This is a genomic window from Pantoea sp. B550, from assembly GCF_024158165.1.
Lineage (GTDB): Bacteria > Pseudomonadota > Gammaproteobacteria > Enterobacterales > Enterobacteriaceae > Pantoea > Pantoea alfalfae.
In genome coordinates this window covers 3,207,100-3,231,048 of record NZ_JAMYXI010000003.1, presented here as the reverse complement: position 1 = coordinate 3,231,048, position 23,949 = coordinate 3,207,100, and the positions used below count along the sequence as shown (strand labels likewise).

Below are 23,949 nucleotides of genomic sequence, written 5' to 3'. Positions count from 1 at the left end.
TATCAGACGATACCCTGACTACGCAGGTAATCTTCGTAATTACCGGTGAAGTCCACCACCTTGTCTGCTTTCAACTCAATCACACGGGTTGCCAGCGAGCTGACAAATTCGCGGTCATGCGAAACAAACACCAGTGTGCCTTCATACATCTCCAGCGCCATATTGAGCGATTCAATCGACTCCATATCAAGGTGGTTGGTCGGCTCATCCATAATCAGGATGTTCGGTTTTTCCATCATCAGCTTACCGAACAGCATACGTCCCTTCTCACCACCGGAAAGGACTTTGGCTGGCTTCTTAATATCATCCTGCGAAAACAGCAGACGACCGAGAATACCGCGAATGGTCTGCTCATCATCGCCCGGCTGTTTCCACTGACTCATCCAGTCAAATACCGTCAGGTCATTGGCAAAATCATCGGCGTGATCCTGAGCGTAATAACCAATACGCGCATTCTCTGACCATTTAACCGTGCCATTATCAGGCGTAAGCTGACCCACCAGCGATTTCAACAGCGTCGATTTACCAATACCATTGGCACCAATTACCGCCAGCTTCTCACCCACTTCCAGCAGCAGATTTAAATTCTTAAACAGCGGACCGTTATCAAAACCTTTCGTTAAACCTTCCACTTCCAGCGCATTACGGAACAGTTTCTTGTCCTGCTCAAAGCGGATAAACGGGTTCTGGCGACTGGAAGCTTTCACTTCATCCAGTTTAATTTTATCCATCTGCTTAGCACGTGAAGTCGCCTGACGTGATTTAGAGGCGTTGGCGCTAAAACGACTGACGAATGATTGTAAGTCAGCAATCTGCGCTTTCTTCTTGGCATTATCAGATAACAGACGTTCACGTGCCTGCGTTGCCGCGGTCATATATTCGTCATAATTACCGGAATAAACCCGCAGCTCGCCATAATCCAAATCGGCCATGTGGGTGCAAACCATATTCAGGAAGTGACGGTCATGCGAAATGATAATCATGGTGCTGTCACGCTCGTTCAGAACCTGTTCCAGCCAGCGAATCGTATCAATGTCCAGGTTGTTCGTAGGTTCGTCGAGTAACAAAATATCCGGATTAGAAAACAGCGCCTGCGCCAGTAGTACACGTAATTTAAAGCCAGGGGCGATTTCACTCATCGGGCCATAATGCTGCTCAACCGGAATGCCGACACCGAGTAATAATTCACCGGCACGCGACTCGGCGCTATAGCCATCCATCTCACCGTAAAGCGCTTCAAGATCGCCGACTTTATACCCCTCTTCTTCGCTCATTTCTGGCAAAGAATAAATGCGGTCGCGCTCCTGCTTTACTTCCCATAATTCATGGTGACCCATGATAACGGTGTCCAGCACGCTGAATTGTTCAAAGGCGAACTGATCCTGACGCAACTTACCAATGCGCTCGTTGGGATCGTAAGAGACGTTGCCGCCTGAAGGCACCAGATCGCCACCCAAAATCTTCATGAAGGTGGATTTTCCGCTGCCGTTCGCACCGATTAAACCGTAACGATTACCGCCGCCAAATTTAACGGAGATATTTTCGAACAGTGGCTTGCTGCCAAACTGCATGGTGATATTGCTGCTAACTAACACGGCATTGACCTTTGTGAAGAGAATGGATGAAAAAACGGCGGCTATTATGCCAGATGTGACGCAGCGCACGCCAGCGTCAGGCGTGGATTCCTGGCGGGGTGATTGATATCCCGACAGAAATAAAAAAGCCGGAGGACCATAATGGCCCCCCGGCTCCCACTTACAAGGATTGTGTTGATCAATCGATCAGGAAACTGTCCAGGCTTTTACCGGAATCCAGCGCTTTTTTAATCGCTGCCGGGGTGCGGCCCTGACCTGTCCATGATTTCTGCTCACCGTTTTCGTCGGTGTAAGAATATTTAGCCGGACGCGGCGCACGCTTGGTACGTTTTTTTCCGCTTTCCAGCGCACCTAATAATTCATTAGGATCGATGCCGTCAGCCAGCAGCATTTCGCGATATTTAGACAGCTTTTCTTCTTTTTCGCGATTCTGCGTCTCTTCCGCTTCTGCTTCTTCGCGGCGCTCAGTAACAACAACGGTTAATTTTTCCAGGATCTCTTCAAGATCGGTCAGTGGCAGTTCACGAGCCTGGGCACGTAATGTGCGAATATTGTTCAGTACTTTAAATGCGTCACTCATCACAATGTCCTTGTTTAAGGGGGGTTAATAAAACTGTAGCGCCAAGATTACCTAATTCAAATAAAAAAATAAATTATTTTTACGCCCCAGATAATTCTTAAGTATTAATTCAGACAAAACAGCACTATTAAAATCGGCAGTGCCTGACGTTTTATTAACGCTGAATTAACAACAAATCGTGCTCAGGTTGCATTGTTGAAAACGATTTCAGAGGCTTTATAGCGAAAGCTGGCAGTTTATCTTATCCACTAAAGTGGGTTTTCATAGCATCATTATTTACGGTTGCGCACCTGGCAATAGCTGATTAAAAACGTGCTCTGAACGCGATCTCAGTCACACCAGCTTACAGATTATGTTTAAAAATCCCCCTCCGGGCCGTTAAAGAGCCCAAAATAATTACCGCCCTGATGAATTTTTAATATTGCCCGTTGCCATCTGTTAACTTTTTTTTGCCGCTGCGATTTGCAGCAGAGTCAGATTATTCGCAGTTCCCTCAGCTACGCAATAACAGTTCTGGCTGAAGCAGGCGGAGGAATAGTTGCACCCGGCTTACGAGCCTGGTCATGAGGCAACTTAAAAAATCCGTCCGGAGAATAAACTCAGAAAGGTGATGGAGTTCAAAAAGCTGACTCAGAATAGACCAGCAACATAAAAATAACGTCGCTTCGCGGCTGCTGATAATAACCCTGTGCTTATCACGCGTTTATTTTCTGCTGCCAGTGTCGGGAACAGAGGCGGTGAGATACCTGGTTATTCAACAGGTTAGATAATTATCAATAGCCGTGAGAGGCTGTCAGCATCTGATGCAATGCTGACAGGAAGAACGATTAAGGGCGGTTACTGCACAGAGGCAGCGACCGCCAGAGTGCTAATTTGCCTGGGTTGCGGGGCCAAATACCGGATATTGCGGCATCTCAACGTTCTGATAGGTTTCCCAGCCGCCGCCCAGCGCTTTATAGAGGGCGACTAAATCGAGCGCACTCTGCATCCGCGCCTGTGTCGCCTGCTCCTGCGCCTGTGCCAGCTGACGCTGTGCATCCAGCACCTCGAGGAAGGTTGAAAGCCCCTGCCGGTAACTGTCGCTGGCGAGATCAAAGGCGCGCTGAAGGGCACCGGTCGTTTCATCCAGCGCGGTAACACGCTGCTGATCGGCGCGATAGCTGACCAGCGCATTCTCCACATCCTGCAACGCCGTCAGCACCGTCTGACGATAATCCAGCGCGGCGCTGGCCTGCTGTGCCCGGGCGAGTTTGACGCTCGACACCAGCTGTCCACCCTGGAAGATCGGAATCGACAGCGACGGACCATAACTGTAGAAATGGCTGCTCCAGTTATCCAGATAGCTGACGTCGGTATTGCGCACGCCCAGCTGACCCGTCAGTGACAGGCTTGGGAAAAGCTGCGCCACTGACACGCCAATCTCTGCGGTTTGAGCATGAAGCGTCGCTTCAGCCTGACGAATATCAGGACGACGACGTGCCAGCGTGGAGGGAATACCCACCGGGACAAACTGCGGTAGCGTCGGTAACGCTTTTGGCGTACTGAGTTCAGCATCCAGCGCACCCGGCGTTTTACCAAGCAGCACCGCCAGCCCATTCATCGCCTGTCGCGCCTGAGACTGATACTGCGGCAGTTGGGCCTGCAGCGTACTGAGCTGGGCTCGGGCATTTTCCACATCGGTCAGCGGAGCCAGACCATTCCGCTGCTGGCTCTGCGTCAGCTCTGTAGTCTGCTGCGCCACCTCAATCTGCTGCTGCAGCGTCTGAATGGTGCTCTGCGCGCCACGCAGCTGCAGCCAGGCTCGCGCCACTTCGGCTTCCAGTGAAACCAGCGCATCATTGCGCTGCTCTATCGCGGCCTGCTGCTGGGCATTGGCGGCCTCAACCTGACGGCGCACTTTGCCCCACAGATCCAGCTCCCAGCTGGCATCGAAGCTGCCCTGATAGAGGTTAACCGGCTGGGTCAATCCATTGAGCTGGCTGGCCACGTTGCTGTCGAGCTGATCGGTTGCGCCATTGGATTTCAGCAAGCCTTCCAGCCCGAGCTGCTGACGCGTCACTTTGGCTGAACCGCCCAGGGTGGGGAACAGACTGCCCTGCGCCTGCGTCAGCTGTTCACGTGCACCGGCAATGCGCAGCACCGTCTGCTGCAGGCTCAGGTTGCCCGCAATTGCCCGCTCAATCAGACTGTCGAGCTGCGGATCATTGAAGCTGCGCCACCAGCGTGAATTAATCGCGGCATTTTGCGGCTTTGACGCCTCCTGCGAATCCAGGGTGTTGTAACCACCCGGCACGGCAGGTTTCGGCGCCTGATAGTCAGGTCCGACGGCACAGCCCGCCAGTCCGAAGGCCAGCAGTAAACTCAGGGGTTTCAGGCGATGAGAGAAATAAACCTTCATGTTAGTGTGCTCCTGCACTGCCTTCGCTCTTAATCGGCGACAGCAGCCAACAAAATGGAATCAAAATCAGGGCGACAATACTCAGGCCTGAGAAGACATCGATGTAAGCGAGGATACGCGACTGCGCAATCATCTCCTGATAGAGCTGACCGGTTGCCAGCGTGACGGGATCGCCCACCGACGAGGTAAAGTCACGTATCGCCTGTGCCCAGTGCTGAAGCGTAATGTTGAACGGCTCATTCAGCGGCGTCATGTTATGCACCATGTGCGCTGACCGTACCTGTTCGCGTTCGGTAATGGCCGCGGTCGAGAGTGAAATCCCAATCGATCCGGCCACGTTACGGAACATGGTAAAGAGCGCCGAGGCGTCAGCATTAAGCCGCTGCGGAATGGTGACAAAGGCGATAGTCGTCAGCGGGACAAACAGGAAACCCAGCCCGATCGACTGCGCGCTGCGCATCAACACCAGCGTTTTAAAATCGACATTGGGTGTTAAAGTCGAGGAGTAGAGAAACGCCACGGCCAGACAGCTGAAGCCAAAGGCGATGATGTAGCGCGTCTGAACGATCGGCATCAGTTTCAGCACCAGCGGAATCGTCAGCACGATTAGTACCGCGCCAGGCGACAACACCAGACCTGACCAGGTGGCGGTGTACCCCAGATCCTGCTGCGCCAGCTGTGGTAACACTACGGAACTGCCATAGAGAATCATCGCCATCCCCGCCATCAACAGCCCGGCGACCCAGAAGTTGCGGTCTTTCATCACCAGAATATCGACCACTGGCTTACGGGCATACATCAGCCAGTAGATGGCCCCGACGATGCCAATCAGCGCCAGAATGGCGAACAGCACGATAAAGTGCGAGGCAAACCAGTCCTCATCCTCTCCGCGATCCAGCATCACCTGCAGACAACCCAGTCCTAAGGTAATCAGGCTGATGCCGATATAGTCGATCTTTAGCTTACCTTTGGCCCACTTACGCTCCCATGGTGGATCTTCCAGCAGCTGATAGATCGCCAGCACGGTAAGCACGCCGACCGGAATGTTGATAAAGAAGACCCAGCGCCAGCTGTAGTTGTCGGTAATCCAGCCACCTAATGTCGGGCCAATCACCGGCGCGACAATAATGGCAATAGAAGAGAGTCCAAATGCCTTGCCGCGATCTTCTGCCTTGAAGTAGTCCAGCAGCACAGACTGCTGAACCGGCTGCAATCCCCCACCAAAAAAGCCCTGCAGCACGCGGAACAGAATGATTTGCCACAGTTCGGTAGCGATGCCGCACAGGAAAGAGCAGATGGTAAACATCACGATGCAGATCAGGAAAAACTGTTTACGGCCAAACAGCCGGCTGAAGAACGCAGAGATAGGCAGCACAATGCCGTTCGCCACCAGATAGGAGGTCAGCACCCAGGTTGACTCATCGTAACTGGAGGAGAGCGAACCGGCGATATGCGGCAGCGCCACGTTAACAATGGTGGTGTCGAGGATCTCCATAAACACTGCCAGCGTGACCGTGATCGCCACTAACCACGGATTACTGGCGGGTTTCCAGCTCTGCGCCGTACTCATTCCACCGTTACCTTCGGTTCAACCGAGAGACCCAGCGGCAGCGGATGGTTTGGATCAAGTCCCTTATCGACCACGATTTTCACCGGCACGCGCTGAACGATTTTCACATAGTTGCCGGTTGCGTTCTCTGACGGGAAGGTTGAGAAGCGCGAACCAGAGCCCATCTGAATACTGTCGACATGCCCTTCCAGCTTCATATCCGGCCAGGCATCGACGCTGATTTCCACTTTGTCGCCCGGATTCATACGTTGCAGCTGAGACTCTTTGAAATTCGCCGTGACCCAGATCTCAGGTGAGACCAGCGAGAACAATGAGGAACCGGCCTGCACCAGGGTGCCCAGCTGAACGTTACGCTTGGTGATAAACCCGTCATAAGGCGCACGAACCTGGGTATAGGAGAGATTCAGATCGGCCGTGCTTAACTGTGCTTTCGCCTGCTCAACCTGTTGCTGACGCGCTTCAACATTGGTCTCCTGCTGACGAATCTGCAGGGCAACCTGTGACGCCACTTCAACCTGTGCTTTCGCACTTTGTAACTGCGCCTGCGCCGAACGTAACTGCGCGGACGCGCTGTCGATATTACGCTGACTGGTTGCACGCGGATCAACGCCACGCTGGCGACGATAATCCGCCTGCGCATTCAGCAGGTTCGCTTCAGCCTTAGCCTGGTCCGCCAGCGCCTGATCGCGCTGTGCCGGATACTGTACTTTTGACAGCGCCAGCTGTGCCTGCGCCTGATGCAGCTGTGCGACCGCTAAACCGAGCTGCGCATTAGCCTGTTCGCGCTGAGCACGATTGTCGCTGGGATCGATTTCCACCAGCAGATCGCCCTTCTTCACCCGCTGGTTATCTTTTACCAGCAGCTTCACGACATAGCCGGACGCTTTAGGCGCAATGGTAACGGCATCGCCTTCGGTAAAGGCATCATCGGTGGTTTCAATGTTGCGGGTAGAGAACCAGAACCAGAAGCCGACAATCAGCATAATCACCACCACCACCGCCAGAATAATCAGCGGCTTTTTACCGGGGCGTTTGCGCTCAGGCTGCTGGTCGTTGTCCTGATTTTCCTCTGGCTGACGGCTTTTATCCGTCGCGTTTTCTGCGTCCTGCTGGTGTTGATCGCGTTGATTATTCTCGCTCATAGTTCCCATCACTGGCTAAGGCCCTGATTCCGGGCATAAAGGTCCTGTTAACCTTATCTCGGAAATTGACAAAATCCAGTGCAACTTTACGAAACTTGAGGAATGGCGCACATCCTGCCACTTGATGGGCGTAGCAGGATGCGTCCGGGCTAATGGAGTAACTGCAACAGCAGCCAGCCGCTGGCCATTGACCAGGCCAGCAGAGGAAGGGAAAAGAGATGGAATTGCCACCAGACAGCTTTGTCTTTCGCCATGCGCAGTGCAATCAGGTTAGCAAGCGATCCCGGCAGCAGACCGAACCCGCCAATGTTGACGGCCCAGGCCAGCACATCCGTGGGCGGAACTTTTTGCAGCAGCAGAATTGTCGCCGGGACGTTGCTGATCACCTGAGACAGACCAATTGCCAGCAGATAGAGCGGTCCCTGGCCGAAATGCGTCACCGCATCGAAGTGCGCCTGCATCACCGGCAGACGTGTCAGCAGGAAGACGTCAATAAACATGGCGATGAACACCGCCAGCAGGCTCCAGTCAATGCGCAGCAGCACCGGGCGTGCCATCACCAGGAAAATAGCGAGGATCAGCAGCAGTATCCAGCCGGTGATCTCCAGCTCAAGACCGGCGATAAACAGCAGGTACAACACGACGCTGACGATAAACAGCGGCTTCTGCCACTGCGGCTGTTCCGGGTTGTCATGCTTATCAATCGACCGCTTTGAAAAACTGAACCAGGTTAACGCCACCAGACTCAGCAGCAGCCAGGCGGCCAGCGGCAGCATCTGCACGATAAACGCCACCACGCTCAGCTTGCCGTGACTCCACAACAGAATGTTTTGCGGATTGCCAACCGGTGTCAGCAGCGATCCGGCATTAACCGCCAGCGCCTCAAAAATAATCAGTCGCGAGATAGGTAAACGGGAGAACTTACGCAGCGTCAGCGTCAGCGGAACCAGAATGAACAGCGCCACATCGTTGGTCAGAAACGTAGAGAGCAGCGCCGCTGCCAGCACCATAAAGAGTGCAAGCGCGCGTTCATGCCGGAAACGCGCAATCAGCCGTCCTCCCAGCACGTCAAAGTAGCCGCTGGTTTCCAGCCCTTTGGTCAGGATTAACAACCCGGTGAGCGTGATAATGGTATGCCAGTCTACGGCACCGGGCAGATCGGCCCAGCGGAAATCCGCCAGAAATGCCAGAACTACGCCAATCACGATTAATAAATGCAAAATAGAGTCATGCAAAAAAGATCGAAGCAGTTGAGGCATAGTGAGGGTACGCCTTAGCGTTAACGGGTTTCGGAGAACTTCTTAAATACAGCCAGCGTTTCATCACTGACGTGATGCTCAATACCTTCTGAATCGCGTCGGGCCGTTTCGGGACTGATGCCTAACGCCAGCAGAAAACTTTCAACGATATGATGACGGGCGCGGCTCTCCTCTGCCAGCTTCTCACCTTCACCGGTAAGGAAAACACCGCGATAAGGCACCTGCTCAACCAGCCCGGCACTGCCAAGCCGCTTCAGCATTTTCGCCACGGTAGGTTGCGAAACGCCCAGACGGGCCGCCATATCGACCTGACGCGCTTCGCCAAATTCACCAATCAAATCAGAGATTAACTCAACGTAGTCATCAATTAATTCCCGACGATGCGCTTCACGCACCTGCCGAAAACCTTCGACATGCTCTTCAATATCTTTCAGTGGTCCTTTTGGCGCAGAAACCACGCTTTTAGCACGACGACTCATTCAGCTTCCTCATTATTATTTCCCGTACTGACACTGCTATACGGATTTAGCTGCGCTCATTGTAAACCAGCCGCAAAGAAGCTCAAATTTTTCGTCATTAGGCTTGGCTAAACAATATAGCCAGTGCTATATTTGTTGATAATGTAAGCAGCAAAAAAGTGGGATCCTGGTTGATCCTCTGTTGCGCCGGTGTGATGACATTTCTCACCGCAGGCTGCTGACTACCGCGTCGACAATGATTGGGAGGTGATTCTATGAGCACCCTGAAATGTTGCTTAGATTGCAGCAAATGCTTCCAGGCTGAAAAGAAAACAACCACGGAGATGAAATCCTGGCTGTGCCTGCTGACGCGTTCCCCGTTCACACTGCGTCTGATGTTGATTGAGAAGCTCCTGGGCCATAAGCCTGCCGATCGTCGCTGCCAGCATCTGATCTGGCGCGGCTAATTCTGATTCAGCGCCTTTCAGCCAGCGGCTGAAAGGCTTACTTCCCTCTTTCCGCATCCCTTTTTCTTATTTGTCCACGAAATCTTTATGCCTTACGGCATTAACGACGATGGCTGGTTATCGGCAGTGGATAGCAGGAGTCATCAGAGAGCGATTCGCGGTGTAAGGCGGGATGGTAAAATCAGCGCAATAAAAAACGGCCCACAAGGGGCCGTTTTTTTGCAGGTCAGCTAAGCTAAACTTAGAAGCTGTAACCTACGCCAGCAATCCAGGTGCCAACGTCAACGTTACGGATACGGCTCTGCTCGTAACCAACGTCCAGCGCGACGTCCTGAATTGGGTTAAACTGCAGACCTGCACCGTAGGAGAAGCCTACGTCGCTTGAATCAGTTTTAGCGCGTGATGCAGTATCGTTCTGCTGGAATTTACCATAGCCGATACCCACAACACCGTAGATGCTAGCCCAGTCGTTCAGACGGAAAGCTGGACCACCGGTCACACCGTAGTACTGGCCTTTATTATAGATGCCAGCTTCGGTACGATCTTTTTCAGTGTAGGTGAATGAACCGATCCAACCCAGTGGGTTAGAACCGTCTTCGTAGCGGTATTTCAGGTTGAAGCCGTTAGCTTTGTTAGCCACGCCCTGATAGTCGCTCTGAGCATAGCCACCAGTTACGGTGCTCTGTGCCATTGCTGAACCTGCAGATACTGCCAGTACACAGGCTAATGCTGAAAGACATGCAATTTTTTTCATAACCACCTCAAATGTGAAAATACTTCTCTCCTGACAACGCTGAAAATATAACAAAAAATAGCGAGAAACTCTGCCCGGATTTTGTTGTCTAACAGAAAGTTTGGTGTAACAGGAAGTTAATGCGACATCCTATGTCATTCATTTTTCTTATAAAATCCGTCATCTTTCTGCAATAATCATTTTGTGCTCATTTCGTTCTTTAAGTTAAATCCTAAAAAATCCTGACATTTCTTTACCTAAATGGCCCTGATTCTGGCCAAAATTTGCTCAGTTAAGTCAAATTTAAAACGCGATTCCGTGATTCTTTGCCCGCTATTTCCTTTACACTGGCTGACTCATTACGTTAATGACCAGGAAAAGTACACAGGATGTCTGCCTCTCCCGCTTCCAAAAACCTCGCCCCGATAGTCATGCCGATTGCCGTGCTACTGATTGCGATGTTGTCGCTGCAGGGCGGCGCTTCACTGGCAAAAAGCCTGTTTCCTTCTGTGGGTGCCACCGGGATTACCGCACTGCGCCTGGGCTTTGGTACCCTGATACTCTGTGTCATTTTCAAGCCCTGGCGTTTACGCTTCAGCCGGGAGCAGCGTCTGCCTCTCCTGATGTATGGACTGGCTCTGGGCACCATGAATTTTACGTTCTATCTGGCGATTCGTACCGTGCCACTGGGCGTGGCGGTGGGACTGGAATTTACCGGCCCGCTGGCGCTGGCGCTGTTTGGATCGCGTCGGCCGCTGGATTTTGTCTGGGTGTTGCTGGCGGTAATTGGCCTGTGGTTCCTGCTGCCGTTTGGTACAGACATGACCGCGATTGATCCGCTGGGCGCAGCGCTGGCAGTGGGTGCAGGTGCCTGCTGGGCGATCTATATCCTGGCGGGACAACGGGCAGGTGCAGAGCATGGCCCCGCAACCGTCGCCATCGGTTCGCTGATTGCCTCAGTCATTTTTGTGCCACTCGGGCTGACGTTCGCCGAAAGCGGCATCTGGACATGGGCGGTTATGCCAATCGCGTTGCTGGTCGCACTGCTTTCCAGCGCCATTCCCTATTCCCTTGAGATGATCGCCCTTACCCGCTTACCGGCGCGCATTTTCGGTACACTGATGAGTCTTGAACCCGCCATGGCCGCCTTTTCCGGCATGCTGTTTCTGGGGGAAACCCTGACCGGGCTTCAGTGGCTGGCGTTGCTGGCCATCATCATCGCCTCAGCAGGCTCAACACTGACTATGCGCCCGAAAAAGAGTCAGTTAAGCAGCGTTGAATTATCAGACGATAGGCATAAATAAGCGATTTCAGCCCGTACGCTGGCGGGCGAAATAACAATCATGCTCAGCATGAGAATTATTCTTAAACGCTGCGATTTACGGTTCATCCTATTTTGAAACAGTCACTTACCTGCTATTTACAATTTAGTATAACTTTATGATTTAGATGGCTATTTAATAATATTTATATTTTAACATAGCTTTAACCTTACCCGCACAGCCCTGCTTTTAAAAAAGACTGACACTATTTCATCCATCGTCAAAGTCGTTTCTGCAAAGCTGAAAAGCGCTGCTATACTTATCCGGTACTTGATTAGGACAACCATCAAAGAGAGGACTGAAACGATGAGTACCGCTAAATTGGTTAAAACGAAATCTTCTGACCTGATTTATACCCGCAACGACGTGGCCGAAGATGAGAAGAAAGCCACCATCGCGGTGTTGAACCGTCTGGTAGTCGAGTTTATTGACCTGTCATTGATCACTAAGCAGGCGCACTGGAACATGCGCGGTGCTAACTTCATTGGTGTGCATGAGATGCTGGATGGCTTCCGCACCACGATTACTGACCATCAGGATACCATTGCCGAGCGTGTGGTTCAGTTGGGCGGCGTGGCGCTGGGCACCACGCAGGTTGTAAATGACACGACTCCGCTGAAAAGCTATCCGCTGAATATTCACAGCGTGCAGGATCATCTTAAAGCACTGGCCGATCGTTACAGCGTTGTGGCGAATGATACCCGTAAAGCCATTTCAGAAGTTAAAGACGAAGATACCGCTGACATCTTTACTGCGGCATCGCGCGATCTGGACAAGTTCCTGTGGTTCATCGAAGCCAACATTGAATAACACGCAATGCACGCAATCAGGCGGGGAAACCCGCCTTTTTTACGTCTGTGTTAGTGCAATTTTATGACCCTGTTAACAGTTCTTCCCTCCTCCGCTTCACAGCCTTAACATCTGAGGCACACTACCGCTTGCACCAAAATAGCCACCTGCACCAAAGTTGAGCACCAATAGGGTGCAATGGCAGAATTAACTGCAAAATCGTGTCAGCTGTGTTATTTAACTCTCTGATTTCGCGGATTTTGCAAAGTTGGCATAATTCTTTCATATGACAAGCCGCAAACGCAGGCCCTGCCGCCTGGTAGTAAAAAAAGGAAAAATGATGAAGTCACTGTTAAAAGTTTCTGTGGCCGCGCTGGCGCTGGCCTTCTCCCTCTCCTCCACCGCAGCAGAAAAGAAGCTGGTCGTCGCTACTGATACCGCCTTTGTTCCGTTTGAATTCAAACAGGGTGACAAGTATGTCGGCTTTGATGTGGATCTATGGGATGCCATTGCGAAAGAGCTGAAGCTCGATTACACCCTGAAGCCAATGGACTTCAGCGGCATTATCCCTGCACTGCAAACGCGCAATGTCGATCTGGCACTGGCGGGCATCACCATTACCGAAGAACGTAAAAAAGCGATCGAGTTCTCTGATGGCTATTACAAAAGCGGTCTGCAGGTGATGGTGCGTAACAATGAAAACGACATCAAAGGCATCAGCGATCTGAACGGTAAAGTCGTCGCAGTAAAAAGCGGCACCGGCTCTGTGGAATATGCCAAAGCCAACATCAAATCGAAAGATCTGCGTCAGTTCCCGAACATCGACAGCGCCTACATGGAGCTGGGCACCAACCGTGCGGATGCCGTGCTGCATGACACGCCAAACATCCTTTACTTCATCCACACCGCCGGTAAAGGCCGCTTTAAAGCGGTAGGCGATTCAATTGAAGCGCAGCAGTATGGTATCGCCTTCCCGAAAGGCAGCGACGATTTACGTGAGAAGGTAAACGGCGCACTGAAAACCCTGAAAGAGAACGGCACCTACAACACGCTTTATAAAAAATGGTTCGGCACCGAACCTAAATAATAATTTGCCCGTTATCTGATTTCAGCAGGGAAACTTTTTCCCTGCTTTTTTCCATCGCAACATATCTGGAGTGACACCATGGAGTTTGACTGGAGCGTCATCTGGCCCGCCATGCCAGCGCTGCTCGAAGGCGCCAAACTGACCTTAATTATCTCAATCATTGGCCTGGTTGGCGGCCTGTTTATCGGGCTGGTGGCCGGTTTTGCCCGCGCTTACGGTGGCTGGATCACCAATAACATCGCACTGGTGTTTATCGAAATCATCCGCGGCACCCCTATCGTGGTGCAGGTGATGTTTATTTACTTTGCGCTGCCGATGGCATTTCCTGACCTGCGTATTGATCCTTTCACCGCCGCAGTGGTGACCATCATGATTAACTCTGGTGCTTATATTGCCGAGATCACCCGTGGTGCCGTGCTGTCGATCAACAAGGGATTTCGTGAAGCCGGACTGGCACTTGGCCTGTCGAGCCGCGAGACGCTGCGCTACGTGATTATGCCGCTGGCACTGCGTCGTATGCTGCCGCCGCTGGGCAACCAGTGGATTGTCAGCATCAAAGATACCTCACTATTTATCGTTATCGGCGTGGCTGAACTGACACGTCAGGGTCAGGAGATTATTGCCGGTAACTTCCGCGCTCTGGAAATCTGGAGCGCCGTCGCGATCATCTATCTGGTGATTACGCTGGTGTTGAGCTTTGTGCTACGCCGCATTGAGAAAAGGGTGAAAATCCTGTGATTGAGTTTAAAGATGTCTCCAAGCATTTTGGCCAGACCCAGGTGCTGCACAATATCGATCTGAAGATTAACCAGGGTGAAGTGGTGGTGATTATCGGCCCATCCGGTTCCGGTAAATCGACGCTGCTGCGCTGCATTAACAAGCTGGAAGAGATCACCAGCGGCGAGCTGATTGTTGATGGCCTGCGCGTTAACGATCCGAAAGTCGATGACCGCCTGATCCGTCAGGAAGCCGGTATGGTGTTTCAGCAGTTTCATCTGTTCCCACAGATGAGTGCGCTGGACAACGTCGCCTTTGGTCCCATCCGGGTGCGCGGTGCCAGCAAAGAGGCCGCACGCCAGCTGGCGAGAGAGCTGCTGGGCAAAGTAGGCCTGGCAGAGCGTGCACACCACTTCCCGTCTGAGCTGTCTGGCGGCCAGCAACAGCGTGTGGCGATCGCCCGCGCGTTGGCGGTGAAGCCGAAGATGATGCTGTTTGATGAGCCAACCTCTGCGCTGGACCCGGAGCTGCGTCACGAAGTCCTGAAAGTGATGCAGGATCTGGCGGAAGAAGGTATGACGATGGTGATTGTGACGCACGAAGTAGGCTTCGCACAAAAGGTCGCATCGCGTCTGATCTTTATCGACAAAGGCCGGATTGCGGAAGATGGCGATCCCGACAGCCTGATCAGCAATCCCCCCAGTGAACGTCTGCGCGAATTCCTGCAGCACGTCTCCTGATCAAAACGGGCCGCATCGCGGCCCGTTTTGATTGTTGGCAAAGTCTGCCCTGCCCAGCTGTGAGACCGAGGCTGCGAAGGAAACATGGGCAGATCGGAAAGTCGCTTAAACCATCCCTGGTCCCTCGGCCCGCGCGATTACGCACCTCATCCCTGAGGTGCGCCCGTAAACGGGCCAACGCGTTGCGTTGTTCAAAAAACGCCTGCCGTTTTTGTCCCAGGCGCGGGACGCTTTCCTCCTCTGCCCGTGTTCCCTGCGTTATTAGCTAATATGTTGCTGCCAGAGCAACCCTGATTGGGTTTGTCAGCAGTCTGAAACGGCCGTATCGCAGCCCGTCCTTTTTTCTCCGCAGATAGATTCCAGTTATGCGCGAAAAGAGATGCCTTAGCTTCCCAGGCGACTCAGCAGCTTGCTGCGCTGGGCGGCAGGCATAAAACTCCACGCCAGGAAGCGGCTCTGCTTCTGCCCCTGCGCCATATTCACCACCCGCAGCTCTGCGACGTCGAGCGCCTGCAGCTGTTTTTCCAGCGCCGGTAAATTCTCTTTGCGCGACACCAGTGAGGTAAACCAGCCAATCTGGCGACCAAACGCCACGCTCTCGGCGATCATCTTGCCGATGAACGCCTTTTCGCCACCGGGATACCACAGCTCATTGTGTTGCCCGCCAAAGTTAAGCGGCGCACTCTTATCCAGCCCAAGATTACGCACCTTACGCTGTGAACCCGAAACCGCCTCTTCCGCCGACGCGTGGAATGGCGGGTTACACATCACCGCACTGAAAAATTCATTTTTGCTGACCACACCCGCCAGCACCGCATCGCTGTTTTTCTGACGACGCAGACGGATCTGACGCGTCAGGCGCGGATTGGCTGCGACAATGCGATTAGCGGCTTTGATGGCGGCTTCATCAATTTCGGTACCGGTAAAGCGCCAGCCATATTCCGCCGCACCAATCAGCGGATAGATACAGTTTGCGCCGCAGCCAATATCCAGCACGTCCGCGGCCGGGATCGCGCCGTTGTTATCCAGTGCCAGCAGATCGGCCAGGTAGTGCAGATAATCGGCACGTCCTGGCACAGGCGGGCAGAGTGAGCCGGGCGTCAGTTGCCAGTCGATGTCATAAAAGAGTTTGATGAGCGCCTGGTTCAGCAGCATCACCGCCTCCGGGTCCGCGAAATCCACGGACTGCACGCCATAACCGTTAGGCCGGACTTTCGCCGCCAGCGGCGGATGGGCAGCGGTTAGCGCGGCAAAATCGTATTCGCCCTGATGGCGATTGCGGGCGTGGAAGGGCGACGTGCTGGCTGACTTTTTCATACGTTCTCTCAATTATTCAGGCGCGCGTACAATACGCTGTAGAGGGCGGAAAATAAACCCGCACCATCCGCTTACCTCATTCCGGTTCCGTCGGGCGATGCTGTCGGGCTAAGATAGATAAAATCATCTGCCGGAGACGTTATGAGCCATAAACGCTATTCTTATCAGCCCCGTGCGGGCCACGGTCTGCCACACGATCCGCTGAACGCCATTATCGGGCCGCGCCCGATCGGCTGGATTAGCTCTGTCAGCACCAGCGGCCAGCGCAATCTTGCGCCTTACAGCTTTTTTAACTGCTTCAACTATCATCCGCCGATTATCGGTTTCGCCAGCAGCGGCTGGAAAGACAGCGTCCGGAATATTGCAGAGACTAAAGAGTTTGTCTGGAATCTGGCGACCCGTCCGCTGGCCGAAGCGATGAATGAAAGTTCCGCATCGCTCCCTGCCGATCAGGACGAGTTTGCCTTTGCCGGATTAACCTCGCTGGCGGCTTCCCAGGTCAGCGCCAGCCTGGTGGCGGAAAGCCCGGTCAACTTCGAGTGCCGCCTGACGCAGCTGATCCAGTTGCAGGATGCCAGCGGCACCCTGCTCGACAGCTGGCTGGTGATGGGCGAAGCGGTGGCGATTCACATCGATGAATCGCTGCTTGAGGAGGGCATTTATCAGACCGCCAAAGCTGAGCCAATCCTGCGTGCAGGCGGCCCCAGCGCCTATTACGGCATCAGCGAAGCTCAGCGCTTTGATTTAGTCCGTCCGGACGCCCGCCGCAGGTAATCTCACTCCACAAGCGCATCGGCCCGGTGCGCTTTGATCTGCGCCACCGCGCGGGCGATGTCGGGGGCCAGCCAGCGATCCTGCTGCCAGCGATCAACCACCTGCCTTAACAGTAGCCAGGCGCGCCGCGTACCGGCGGCAAGTTGTGATTCACCGTGAAACTCCAGCGCCTGTGCCGCCAGCAGATACTCAATTGCAATAATGTGATCGACGTTGCTGACCAGCTTCAGCAGTTTCAGCGCTGATCCGGTGCCGAGGCTCAGATGATCCTCCTGTAATCCCGATGTCACATAGTTATCGAGCACCGCAGGCTGCGCCAGCTGACGGTTTTCTGCGCATAGCGATGCCGCTACGTACTGGGCAATCATCATGCCGGAATTGACGCCCGGCTCAGCCACCAGAAACGGCGGCAGGCCGCTGACCAGCGGATTGACCAGCCGATCCAGCCGTCGCTCGGCAATACTCCCCAGCTCGGCCAGCGCAATCGCTAGCAGGTCACAGGCCATCGCCACCGACTCACCGTGCGGATGTGACTGGGACACCACGCGCCAGGCCTGCGGCGTCCCCAGAATCAGCGGATTGTCGGTACAGGCGTTGAGTTCAGTCTCCACCTGACGGACAGCGTGATCAAACTGATCGCGGCAGGCACCGTGCACCTGCGGCATCGACCGCAGACTCAGCGCATCCTGAGTCCGAATGCCGACGCTCGCGTTCAGCAGCGGGCTGTCACGTAACAACTGACGCAGGCGATCGCCGCTGCGCTGAATCCCCGGACTGGCCTTGAGCGCCAGCACCTCAGGGGCAAACGCCACCAGTTGACCGCGCAGCGCCTCAAAGCTCATCGCACCGGTGACGTCTGCCCAGTCCAGCAACCGTTCGGCATCGTCCAGTGCCAGACAGGCTAAGCCGGTCATACAGGGCGTGCCGTTAACCAGACTCAGCCCCTCTTTTGCGCCAGGCCGGTAAGGGACTAACCCCGCCTGTTCCAGCGCCTGCTGCGCGGGGATGATTTCACCCCGCCACTCCACCTCGCCGATGCCAATCAGCGCCAGGCCGATATGCGCCATGTGTGTCAGATACCCCACCGATCCCTGCGACGGCACCTGTGGCGTAATCTGCAGATTTAACAGCGCCAGCAGCTGCTGCACCAGCGCCACTGACACACCCGATTTGCCATGGCTGAAGTTAGCAATCGCAGCGCACAGAATGGCGCGCACCTCCGATTTTTTCAGCACCGGCCCAACGCCACAGGCGTGGCTCATCAATGTATTGCGCGACAGCTGGCCCAGCTCATCTTCAGACAGCGTGATGTTGCAGAGCGCTCCCAGACCGGTATTGATGCCGTACGCGACCTGCCCCGCCGCCACGATGTTGCCGACGATTTCACGGCTCTGCGCGATGCGCTGCCAGGCGCTGTCGCTCAGCGTCAGGGTGGCATTGTGCCGGGCAACCTGCACCAGTTCCTGCCACCTGAGCGGACCATCGCCCCAGACCCGCGTCTGATTCGTCACGTCACTCATACTACCGGCTCCACCTGATGATGACTGGAGATAAACTGCTTAAAGCGCGTCGATCCCGCCTCGCCGAACATTGCCTCTGGCGTGCCCTGACAGTCAATCGTGCCCTGATGCATAAACACCACCCGGTTTGAGACGTTGCGGGCAAAGCCCATCTCGTGAGTGACTACCAGCATGGTGCGCCCCTCTTCCGCCAGGCTGCGCATGACCTTCAGCACCTCGCCCACCAGTTCCGGATCGAGTGCCGAAGTTGGCTCATCAAACAGCATCACCTCCGGATCCATTGCCAGCGCGCGGGCAATCGCCACCCGCTGCTGCTGACCGCCCGAAAGCTGGGCGGGATAGAAATCTTTGCGATTCAGCAGACCGACCCGATCCAGCAGCTGCTCCGCCTGGGCAATACAGGCTTTTTTATCGCGCTTGAGGACGTAGTGCGGCCCTTCAATGACATTTTGCAGCACGGTGAGATGTGACCAGAGGTTAAAGCTCTGAAACACCATCCCCAGTCGGGAGCGCAGCCGTTCAATCTGACGCGGATTGGCCGCCAGCTGATGCCCGCGTGCATGGCGCTTCATCCCGATGGTTTCACCGCCGACGCTGACCACGCCGGAATCGGGCGTCTCCAGCAGGTTAATGCAGCGCAGCAGCGTACTTTTGCCCGAGCCACTGGCACCGAGAATGGAAATGACATCGCCCTTGTGCGCCTGCAGTGAGATGCCTTTCAGCACCTCCATGGCACCAAAAGATTTATGGATATCGCTGGCCGACAGCGTGACGGGTGGCAGTTCAGACATTTTTCTCTCCTCCGGTAATCGGCTTAGCGGTCAGTAACGGCTTTTTTTCCGGTTTATGTACCGGTGTCAGACGCCGCTCCAGCAGGGCATAGAGTTGAACAATAATGAAGTTAAGGATCAGGTAGATCGCCGCCGCACAGAGAAACACCTCCATGGTGCGGTAGGTGCGCTGAATGATCTGCTGCGCTACCCCGGTGACATCCCAGACCGTGACCAGACTGGCCAGCGCGGTCGATTTCACCAGCAGGATCGCTTCGGTGGAGTACGCAGGCAGCGCGTAACGCAGCATCACCGGCGCGATAATCCGTCGCAGCAGCAGCCCGCGCGACATACCGCAGGCCATTCCTGCTTCCACCTGACCGGGCGGCACCGCCAGCAGCGCACCGCGCAGAATCTCCGCGGTGTAGGCGGCAGTGCAGAGCGACAGTGCCAGCACTGCGCAGGTAAAGGGCTCTCGCAGGAATGGCCAGAAGAGACTATGGCGGATCACGCCAAACTGCCCCAGACCGTAGTAGATCAGGAACAGCTGAATCATCAGCGGCGAGCCGCGAAATACCAGGATGTAGCCACGGGCAAACGCACTCAGCACTCGCCAGCGGCTCATGCGCAGCGCCAGAATACCCACCGCCAGCACGCCTCCGCATAGAAACGCACTGATAAACAGGCCCAGCGTAACCGGCAGTGCGGCGCTGAGTTTAAGGAAGGTGTCAGTGAGGAACGCAAAATCGATCATAAGTCTCCTTAGTGCTGCGCAGCGGTGCGGCTTTGCCAGGCGCGGCCAAGACGGGATTCGGCGCGCAGAAAGGCGCGGTTCGACAGCAACGTCAGCAGCAGGTAACAGGCTCCGCCCACCAGGTAAAAGGAGAAGTAGTCACGGGTCGAACCGGCCGCAATCTGGCTGGCCCGCATCAGCTCGACAATGCCGGTCACCGACACCAGCGCCGAATCTTTCAGGCTCATCTGCCAGACGTTTGACAGGCCGGGCAGCGCATAGCGCGCCACCTGCGGCAGCAGAATGCGTTGCCGGATGCGCCAGCGCGGCATGCCAATCGCGACAGCGGCTTCAATCTCCCCTTTCGCCAGGGCCAGCCGCGCGGCGCGATAGACTTCCGCCTGATAAGAGCCGGAGATAAGCCCGATAGCCAGCGCCCCGATCAGAAATGGTGGCGCTTCGATAAAGCCGTCCGCGCCAAACAGCTGTCCGATCTGCGTGATCAACCCCGATCCGCCGAAGTAGAACAGGTAGATCACCAGCAGCTCAGGAATGCCACGAAAGATCAGGGAGTAACCTTCCCCCAGCCAGCGCACCGCCCGGTGCGGGGATAACTTCGCGGCAGCAACGCCCGATCCCACCACCGCGCCAACCAGCAGCGCGGCAAACGACAGCAGCAGCGTGGTCAGCGTGGCACTCAGAATCAACCGTCCCCAGCCGTCCGGGCCAAAACTCAGCAGGCTTATCATCCGTTACCTCTCTCAGGGTGTGACGTCAGTTTTGAACCACTTCTCGCTCAGCTTTTTGACTGTGCCATCGGCCAGCGCGGCTTTGATCGCCTGATCCAGTCGGGCTTTCAGATCGTTGTCTGCCATGCGCACGCCCAACGCCTCGCCCTCACCCCAGATTGGACCACCCAGCTGTGGACCGCTGAAGCTGAGGTTACGGTTATCCGGTCGCGCCAGCATCGACTGCGCAAAGGTCACATCATCAAACACCGCATCAATGCGTCCGGCCTGCAAATCAAGGATCGCATCGGCTGAGCTGGTGTATTCACGTACATCCGCCACATCTTTGAAGTATTTGTCGATGAACGGTGTGTAGACCGTGCCGGAGGCGATACCAATCGTTTTGCCTTTCAGCGCGGCTTTCAGGGCCGCAATGGCCGGCTCTATGGTTTTGGCATCGTCGGTAAGTTTGATGATCTTGCTGTCAGCGGGCAGCAGTGACCCTTTTACCGTGATAAAAGTGGCGGGCGTGGAGGCGTAAGGTACGGTGAAATTCACCACTTTTTTGCGATCGGGTGTAATCACAATCGCATCCATGATCACATCATATTTCCCGGCATTCAGTCCGGCGATCATGCCATCCCAGTTCTGCACCACCAGCTTGCACTGGATTGCCATGCGCTGGCAGAGATCCGCCATTAGCTCCGGCTCGAAACCGCCCAGCTTGCCGCCCGGCAGGGTGAGGTTCCAGGGTTCATAACTGCCTTCAGTGGCAATAGTGATCGACTTCCACTCTTTAGCCTGGGCGCTGACGCCACAGAGCAGCAAACTGGAAACCAGCGTAGTGAGACATAAACGGCGAAGAGTCAGAGGGTGCGTCATACGGTTCTCCTGAAAGTAGCGGCCTGGTGATCGCCCTGACGATATTTAACATAAATTTCACAGGATGATATGTCATGTATATACAAGCTAACGTAGCGCAGTTCATTGCCGGCTTTATCATTTTGTGAGCCAGACGGGATTTATTCAGATGAAGCACGCGCTGCAGCACTTGTACATACAACCAAGCAAAGGTTATGCCAGCTCTGCAGAAACGAGCAATGGAGGCGGGAGCAAGGGAGCAGCCAGACAGGCTGCGCTCCTCTGCACCCGATTAGCGCAGCGATGCACCAGGGCGGCGCATCCCTGAGTTATTGCGGCCTGGCCTGCGCCAGCATGGTATGGATCATCGCCTTCAATACTTTTTGTAACTCTGCGGCACGCGCCTGCTGCCAGGCATAAGGCGGGGTTTCATCCATGTAGTTCAGCTGCGCCAGCTCCAGCTGAACCGCCTCGATCTGCTGCTGTGGCTGGCCATAAGCGCGGGTGATGTAACCACCTTTAAAGCGTCCGTTGAGCACCCAGCTGTAGTCGTGCTGTGCGGCGCACACCGCCTCTATGGCCGCGCTCATTTCAGGCGTGCAGCTCGCGCCGTCGTTGGTGCCGATGTTGATATCGGGCAGACGCCCCTCAAACAGGCGGGGAATTTCACTGGCAATGGAATGGGCGTCAAACAGCAGCGCATAGCCGTGCTGCGCTTTGAGCCGCGCCAGCTCCTGCTGAATCTGCTGATGGTAAGGCTGCCAGATTTGATCGATGTAGCCCTGACGCGCCGTGACATCGGGCGTTTTGCCTGGTGTAAAGGTCGGCGTGCCGTCGAACAGGGTTTCCGGGAACAGACCGGTGGTGGCGGTGGTGTAAAGCGGCTGGTTGTCGGGCGGACGATTAAGATCGACTACAAAACGGGAATAGCGGCCAATTAACACACTGGCCCCGAGGTCACGCACAAAATCATACAGCAGCGGGATATGCCAGTCGGTGTCGGGCAGGCCGCGCGCGGCCGCGCTCAATCCGGCGTCCACCTCAGGCGTCAGTTTAGTACCGGCGTGGGGAATGCTGACCAGCAGCGGCAGGCTGCCCTGGGAAAAATAGAAAGGGTTCATTGCGGTTCTCCACGATAGATAACGGTACAGGACAGTTCACCACCCAGCCAGTAAACCAGTTCTGCCGGACGAGACAGCGGCCAGTGGACGAAGTTTGCCACTTTACCCGCCTCCAGCGAGCCGTGACTCTCCGCCAGCCCCAGCGCTTTAGCTCCCCACAGCGTGACGCCCGCCAGCGCCTCCTCCGGCGTCATGCCAAACAGCGTGCAGCCCATGTTGAGCATCAGACGCAGCGACAGCGCAGGTGAGGTGCCGGGATTGGCATCGCTGGCCAGCGCCATCGGCACACCGTGGCGACGGAAGAGATCCACCGGCGGGCGCTGAGTTTCGCGCAGCAGATAAAACGCACCGGGCAGCAGCACCGCCACGGTGCCATGCTGCGCCATCGCCCTGGCATCCTCTTCGGTGGCATATTCAAGATGGTCAGCTGAAAGCGCACCATAGCGGGCGGCCAGTGCGGCACCGCCCAGCGCTGAAAGCTGTTCCGCATGCAGTTTCACCGGCATATCCAGCGCCACCGCCCGGTCAAATACCCGCGCCACCTGCTCCGGGGAAAAGGCGAGATGCTCGCAGAAAGCATCTACAGCATCCGCCAGCCCCTGCGCCTGCGCCTGCGGCAGAAGACGGTCGCAGATGATATCGATCCAGCCATCCGGGTCGTGCTTAAACTCCGGCGGAAAGGCATGCGCTGCCAGACAGGTGGCGTGGACATCGGCGGCCACGCTCTCTCCCAGCCGGCGAATCGCCCGTAGCATCCGCAGTTCGCTCTCTTCATCCAGACCATAGCCGGACTTAATCTCTACGGTGGTGACACCCTCTGCCAGCAGGCGATTAAGTCGCCAGCGGGCCGAAGCCACCAGTTCCTCTTCAGTCGCCGCGCGGGTGGCGCGCACGGTAGAGAGAATGCCCCCGCCCTGCGCGGCAATCTCTGCGTAGCTGACGCCATTCAGACGCTGTTCAAACTCCTGACTGCGGTCGCCGCCAAACACCAGATGGGTGTGACAATCCACCAGCCCCGGCGTCACGATACCGCCAGGCAGACGATGATGCTGATCGGCGACGAACGCGGGCATCTCCGCTTCAGGCCCGACCCACACCAGCCTGCCCGCCCGCACCACCAGTGCGCCCTGAGGTATCAGATGGTACTTTCCGTCACGCATGGTGACCAGGTCGGCCCCCGTCCACACCGCCTCTACGCGCATCTCTTCTGTCATCGCTGCCTCATGCCTCCGCCGTTTACACTGTGCTTCAAAGTATGTATATGTATA

At 55.2% G+C, this 23,949-nt stretch carries 23 protein-coding genes; 7 read left to right on the top strand and 16 right to left on the bottom strand.

The window, feature by feature from the left end; genetic code table 11:
* Positions 1–2: 2 nt before the first annotated feature.
* The 7 genes from NIM72_RS18100 to mntR form a co-directional block, all read right to left on the bottom strand.
* Positions 3–1,595, bottom strand: coding sequence for an ABC-F family ATPase (locus NIM72_RS18100; RefSeq protein ID WP_033782451.1), 1,593 nt, complete (start codon positions 1,593–1,595; stop codon positions 3–5).
* 178 nt (positions 1,596–1,773) lie between these two features.
* Positions 1,774–2,175, bottom strand: coding sequence for an H-NS family nucleoid-associated regulatory protein (locus NIM72_RS18095; protein WP_003850507.1), 402 nt, complete (start codon positions 2,173–2,175; stop codon positions 1,774–1,776).
* An 868-nt stretch (positions 2,176–3,043) separates the two neighbouring features.
* Entirely contained in the window at positions 3,044–4,573 is a 1,530-nt protein-coding gene (locus NIM72_RS18090) for an efflux transporter outer membrane subunit (protein WP_222924292.1), read from the bottom strand.
* 1 nt (position 4,574) lies between these two features.
* Positions 4,575–6,143 (bottom strand): DHA2 family efflux MFS transporter permease subunit, encoded by a 1,569-nt coding sequence (locus NIM72_RS18085; protein WP_253421422.1) that lies wholly within the window; start codon positions 6,141–6,143, stop codon positions 4,575–4,577.
* The gene (locus NIM72_RS18080) at positions 6,140–7,285 is read right to left on the bottom strand and encodes an HlyD family secretion protein (RefSeq protein WP_161736766.1); all 1,146 of its coding nucleotides are present in this window, start codon (positions 7,283–7,285) and stop codon (positions 6,140–6,142) included. The genes NIM72_RS18085 and NIM72_RS18080 overlap by 4 nt, the downstream gene beginning before the upstream one ends.
* 149 nt (positions 7,286–7,434) lie before the next feature.
* On the bottom strand, positions 7,435–8,544 hold the full coding sequence (locus tag NIM72_RS18075; RefSeq protein ID WP_161736765.1) for an SLC13 family permease: 1,110 nt from the start codon (positions 8,542–8,544) through the stop codon (positions 7,435–7,437).
* Between the two features lie 20 nt (positions 8,545–8,564).
* Positions 8,565–9,023, bottom strand: coding sequence for a manganese-binding transcriptional regulator MntR (mntR, locus tag NIM72_RS18070; protein ID WP_010254350.1), 459 nt, complete (start codon positions 9,021–9,023; stop codon positions 8,565–8,567).
* A gap of 254 nt (positions 9,024–9,277) precedes the next feature.
* Between mntR and NIM72_RS18065 the strand changes: the two genes are divergently transcribed.
* A complete protein-coding gene (locus NIM72_RS18065) occupies positions 9,278–9,469 on the top strand; it encodes a hypothetical protein (RefSeq protein ID WP_161736764.1) in 192 nt (63 codons plus the stop codon).
* Between the two features lie 241 nt (positions 9,470–9,710).
* On the opposite strand, the gene ompX is transcribed toward NIM72_RS18065, so the two are convergent.
* Positions 9,711–10,223: an outer membrane protein OmpX gene (gene ompX, locus NIM72_RS18060; protein ID WP_013357252.1), complete on the bottom strand. Its 513-nt coding sequence runs from the start codon at positions 10,221–10,223 to the stop codon at positions 9,711–9,713.
* Positions 10,224–10,591: 368 nt separating this feature from the next.
* Between ompX and rhtA the strand changes: the two genes are divergently transcribed.
* From rhtA to glnQ, 5 genes are all read left to right on the top strand, one after another.
* Positions 10,592–11,506 carry a threonine/homoserine exporter RhtA gene (gene rhtA / locus NIM72_RS18055; RefSeq protein ID WP_033731969.1) on the top strand — a complete coding sequence of 305 codons (915 nt, stop codon included), beginning with the start codon at positions 10,592–10,594 and terminating at the stop codon, positions 11,504–11,506.
* A 324-nt stretch (positions 11,507–11,830) separates the two neighbouring features.
* Complete coding sequence (gene dps, locus NIM72_RS18050) at positions 11,831–12,334, top strand: DNA starvation/stationary phase protection protein Dps (protein ID WP_033731968.1); 504 nt, start codon at positions 11,831–11,833, stop codon at positions 12,332–12,334.
* Positions 12,335–12,653: 319 nt separating this feature from the next.
* A complete protein-coding gene (gene glnH / locus NIM72_RS18045; protein ID WP_090962721.1) occupies positions 12,654–13,400 on the top strand; it encodes a glutamine ABC transporter substrate-binding protein GlnH in 747 nt (248 codons plus the stop codon).
* Positions 13,401–13,478: 78 nt separating this feature from the next.
* The gene (gene glnP / locus NIM72_RS18040; protein WP_013357248.1) at positions 13,479–14,138 is read left to right on the top strand and encodes a glutamine ABC transporter permease GlnP; all 660 of its coding nucleotides are present in this window, start codon (positions 13,479–13,481) and stop codon (positions 14,136–14,138) included.
* The gene (glnQ, locus tag NIM72_RS18035; RefSeq protein ID WP_010254327.1) at positions 14,135–14,857 is read left to right on the top strand and encodes a glutamine ABC transporter ATP-binding protein GlnQ; all 723 of its coding nucleotides are present in this window, start codon (positions 14,135–14,137) and stop codon (positions 14,855–14,857) included. Before glnP ends, glnQ begins: the two co-directional genes overlap by 4 nt.
* A gap of 384 nt (positions 14,858–15,241) precedes the next feature.
* Here the strand turns inward: glnQ and rlmF are convergent, their stop codons facing one another.
* Positions 15,242–16,174 carry a 23S rRNA (adenine(1618)-N(6))-methyltransferase RlmF gene (gene rlmF / locus NIM72_RS18030; RefSeq protein WP_222924294.1) on the bottom strand — a complete coding sequence of 311 codons (933 nt, stop codon included), beginning with the start codon at positions 16,172–16,174 and terminating at the stop codon, positions 15,242–15,244.
* 141 nt (positions 16,175–16,315) lie between these two features.
* On the opposite strand from rlmF, the gene NIM72_RS18025 reads away from it, so the two are divergent.
* A complete protein-coding gene (locus tag NIM72_RS18025; RefSeq protein ID WP_161736924.1) occupies positions 16,316–16,948 on the top strand; it encodes a flavin reductase family protein in 633 nt (210 codons plus the stop codon).
* A gap of 2 nt (positions 16,949–16,950) precedes the next feature.
* Here the strand turns inward: NIM72_RS18025 and hutH are convergent, their stop codons facing one another.
* From hutH to hutI, 7 genes are all read right to left on the bottom strand, one after another.
* Positions 16,951–18,468 (bottom strand): histidine ammonia-lyase, encoded by a 1,518-nt coding sequence (gene hutH / locus NIM72_RS18020; RefSeq protein ID WP_253421419.1) that lies wholly within the window; start codon positions 18,466–18,468, stop codon positions 16,951–16,953.
* Positions 18,465–19,259 carry an ABC transporter ATP-binding protein gene (locus tag NIM72_RS18015; protein ID WP_253421418.1) on the bottom strand — a complete coding sequence of 265 codons (795 nt, stop codon included), beginning with the start codon at positions 19,257–19,259 and terminating at the stop codon, positions 18,465–18,467. Before NIM72_RS18015 ends, hutH begins: the two co-directional genes overlap by 4 nt.
* Positions 19,252–19,992 (bottom strand): ABC transporter permease, encoded by a 741-nt coding sequence (locus NIM72_RS18010; RefSeq protein ID WP_033731964.1) that lies wholly within the window; start codon positions 19,990–19,992, stop codon positions 19,252–19,254. Before NIM72_RS18010 ends, NIM72_RS18015 begins: the two co-directional genes overlap by 8 nt.
* An 8-nt stretch (positions 19,993–20,000) precedes the next feature.
* Positions 20,001–20,720, bottom strand: coding sequence for an ABC transporter permease (locus tag NIM72_RS18005; RefSeq protein ID WP_253421413.1), 720 nt, complete (start codon positions 20,718–20,720; stop codon positions 20,001–20,003).
* A 12-nt stretch (positions 20,721–20,732) separates the two neighbouring features.
* Positions 20,733–21,581: a transporter substrate-binding domain-containing protein gene (locus NIM72_RS18000; RefSeq protein WP_253421410.1), complete on the bottom strand. Its 849-nt coding sequence runs from the start codon at positions 21,579–21,581 to the stop codon at positions 20,733–20,735.
* Between the two features lie 308 nt (positions 21,582–21,889).
* A complete protein-coding gene (gene hutG, locus NIM72_RS17995; RefSeq protein ID WP_253421409.1) occupies positions 21,890–22,681 on the bottom strand; it encodes an N-formylglutamate deformylase in 792 nt (263 codons plus the stop codon).
* Positions 22,678–23,895 (bottom strand): imidazolonepropionase, encoded by a 1,218-nt coding sequence (hutI, locus tag NIM72_RS17990; protein ID WP_253421406.1) that lies wholly within the window; start codon positions 23,893–23,895, stop codon positions 22,678–22,680. Before hutI ends, hutG begins: the two co-directional genes overlap by 4 nt.
* Between the last annotated feature and the right edge of the window lie 54 nt (positions 23,896–23,949).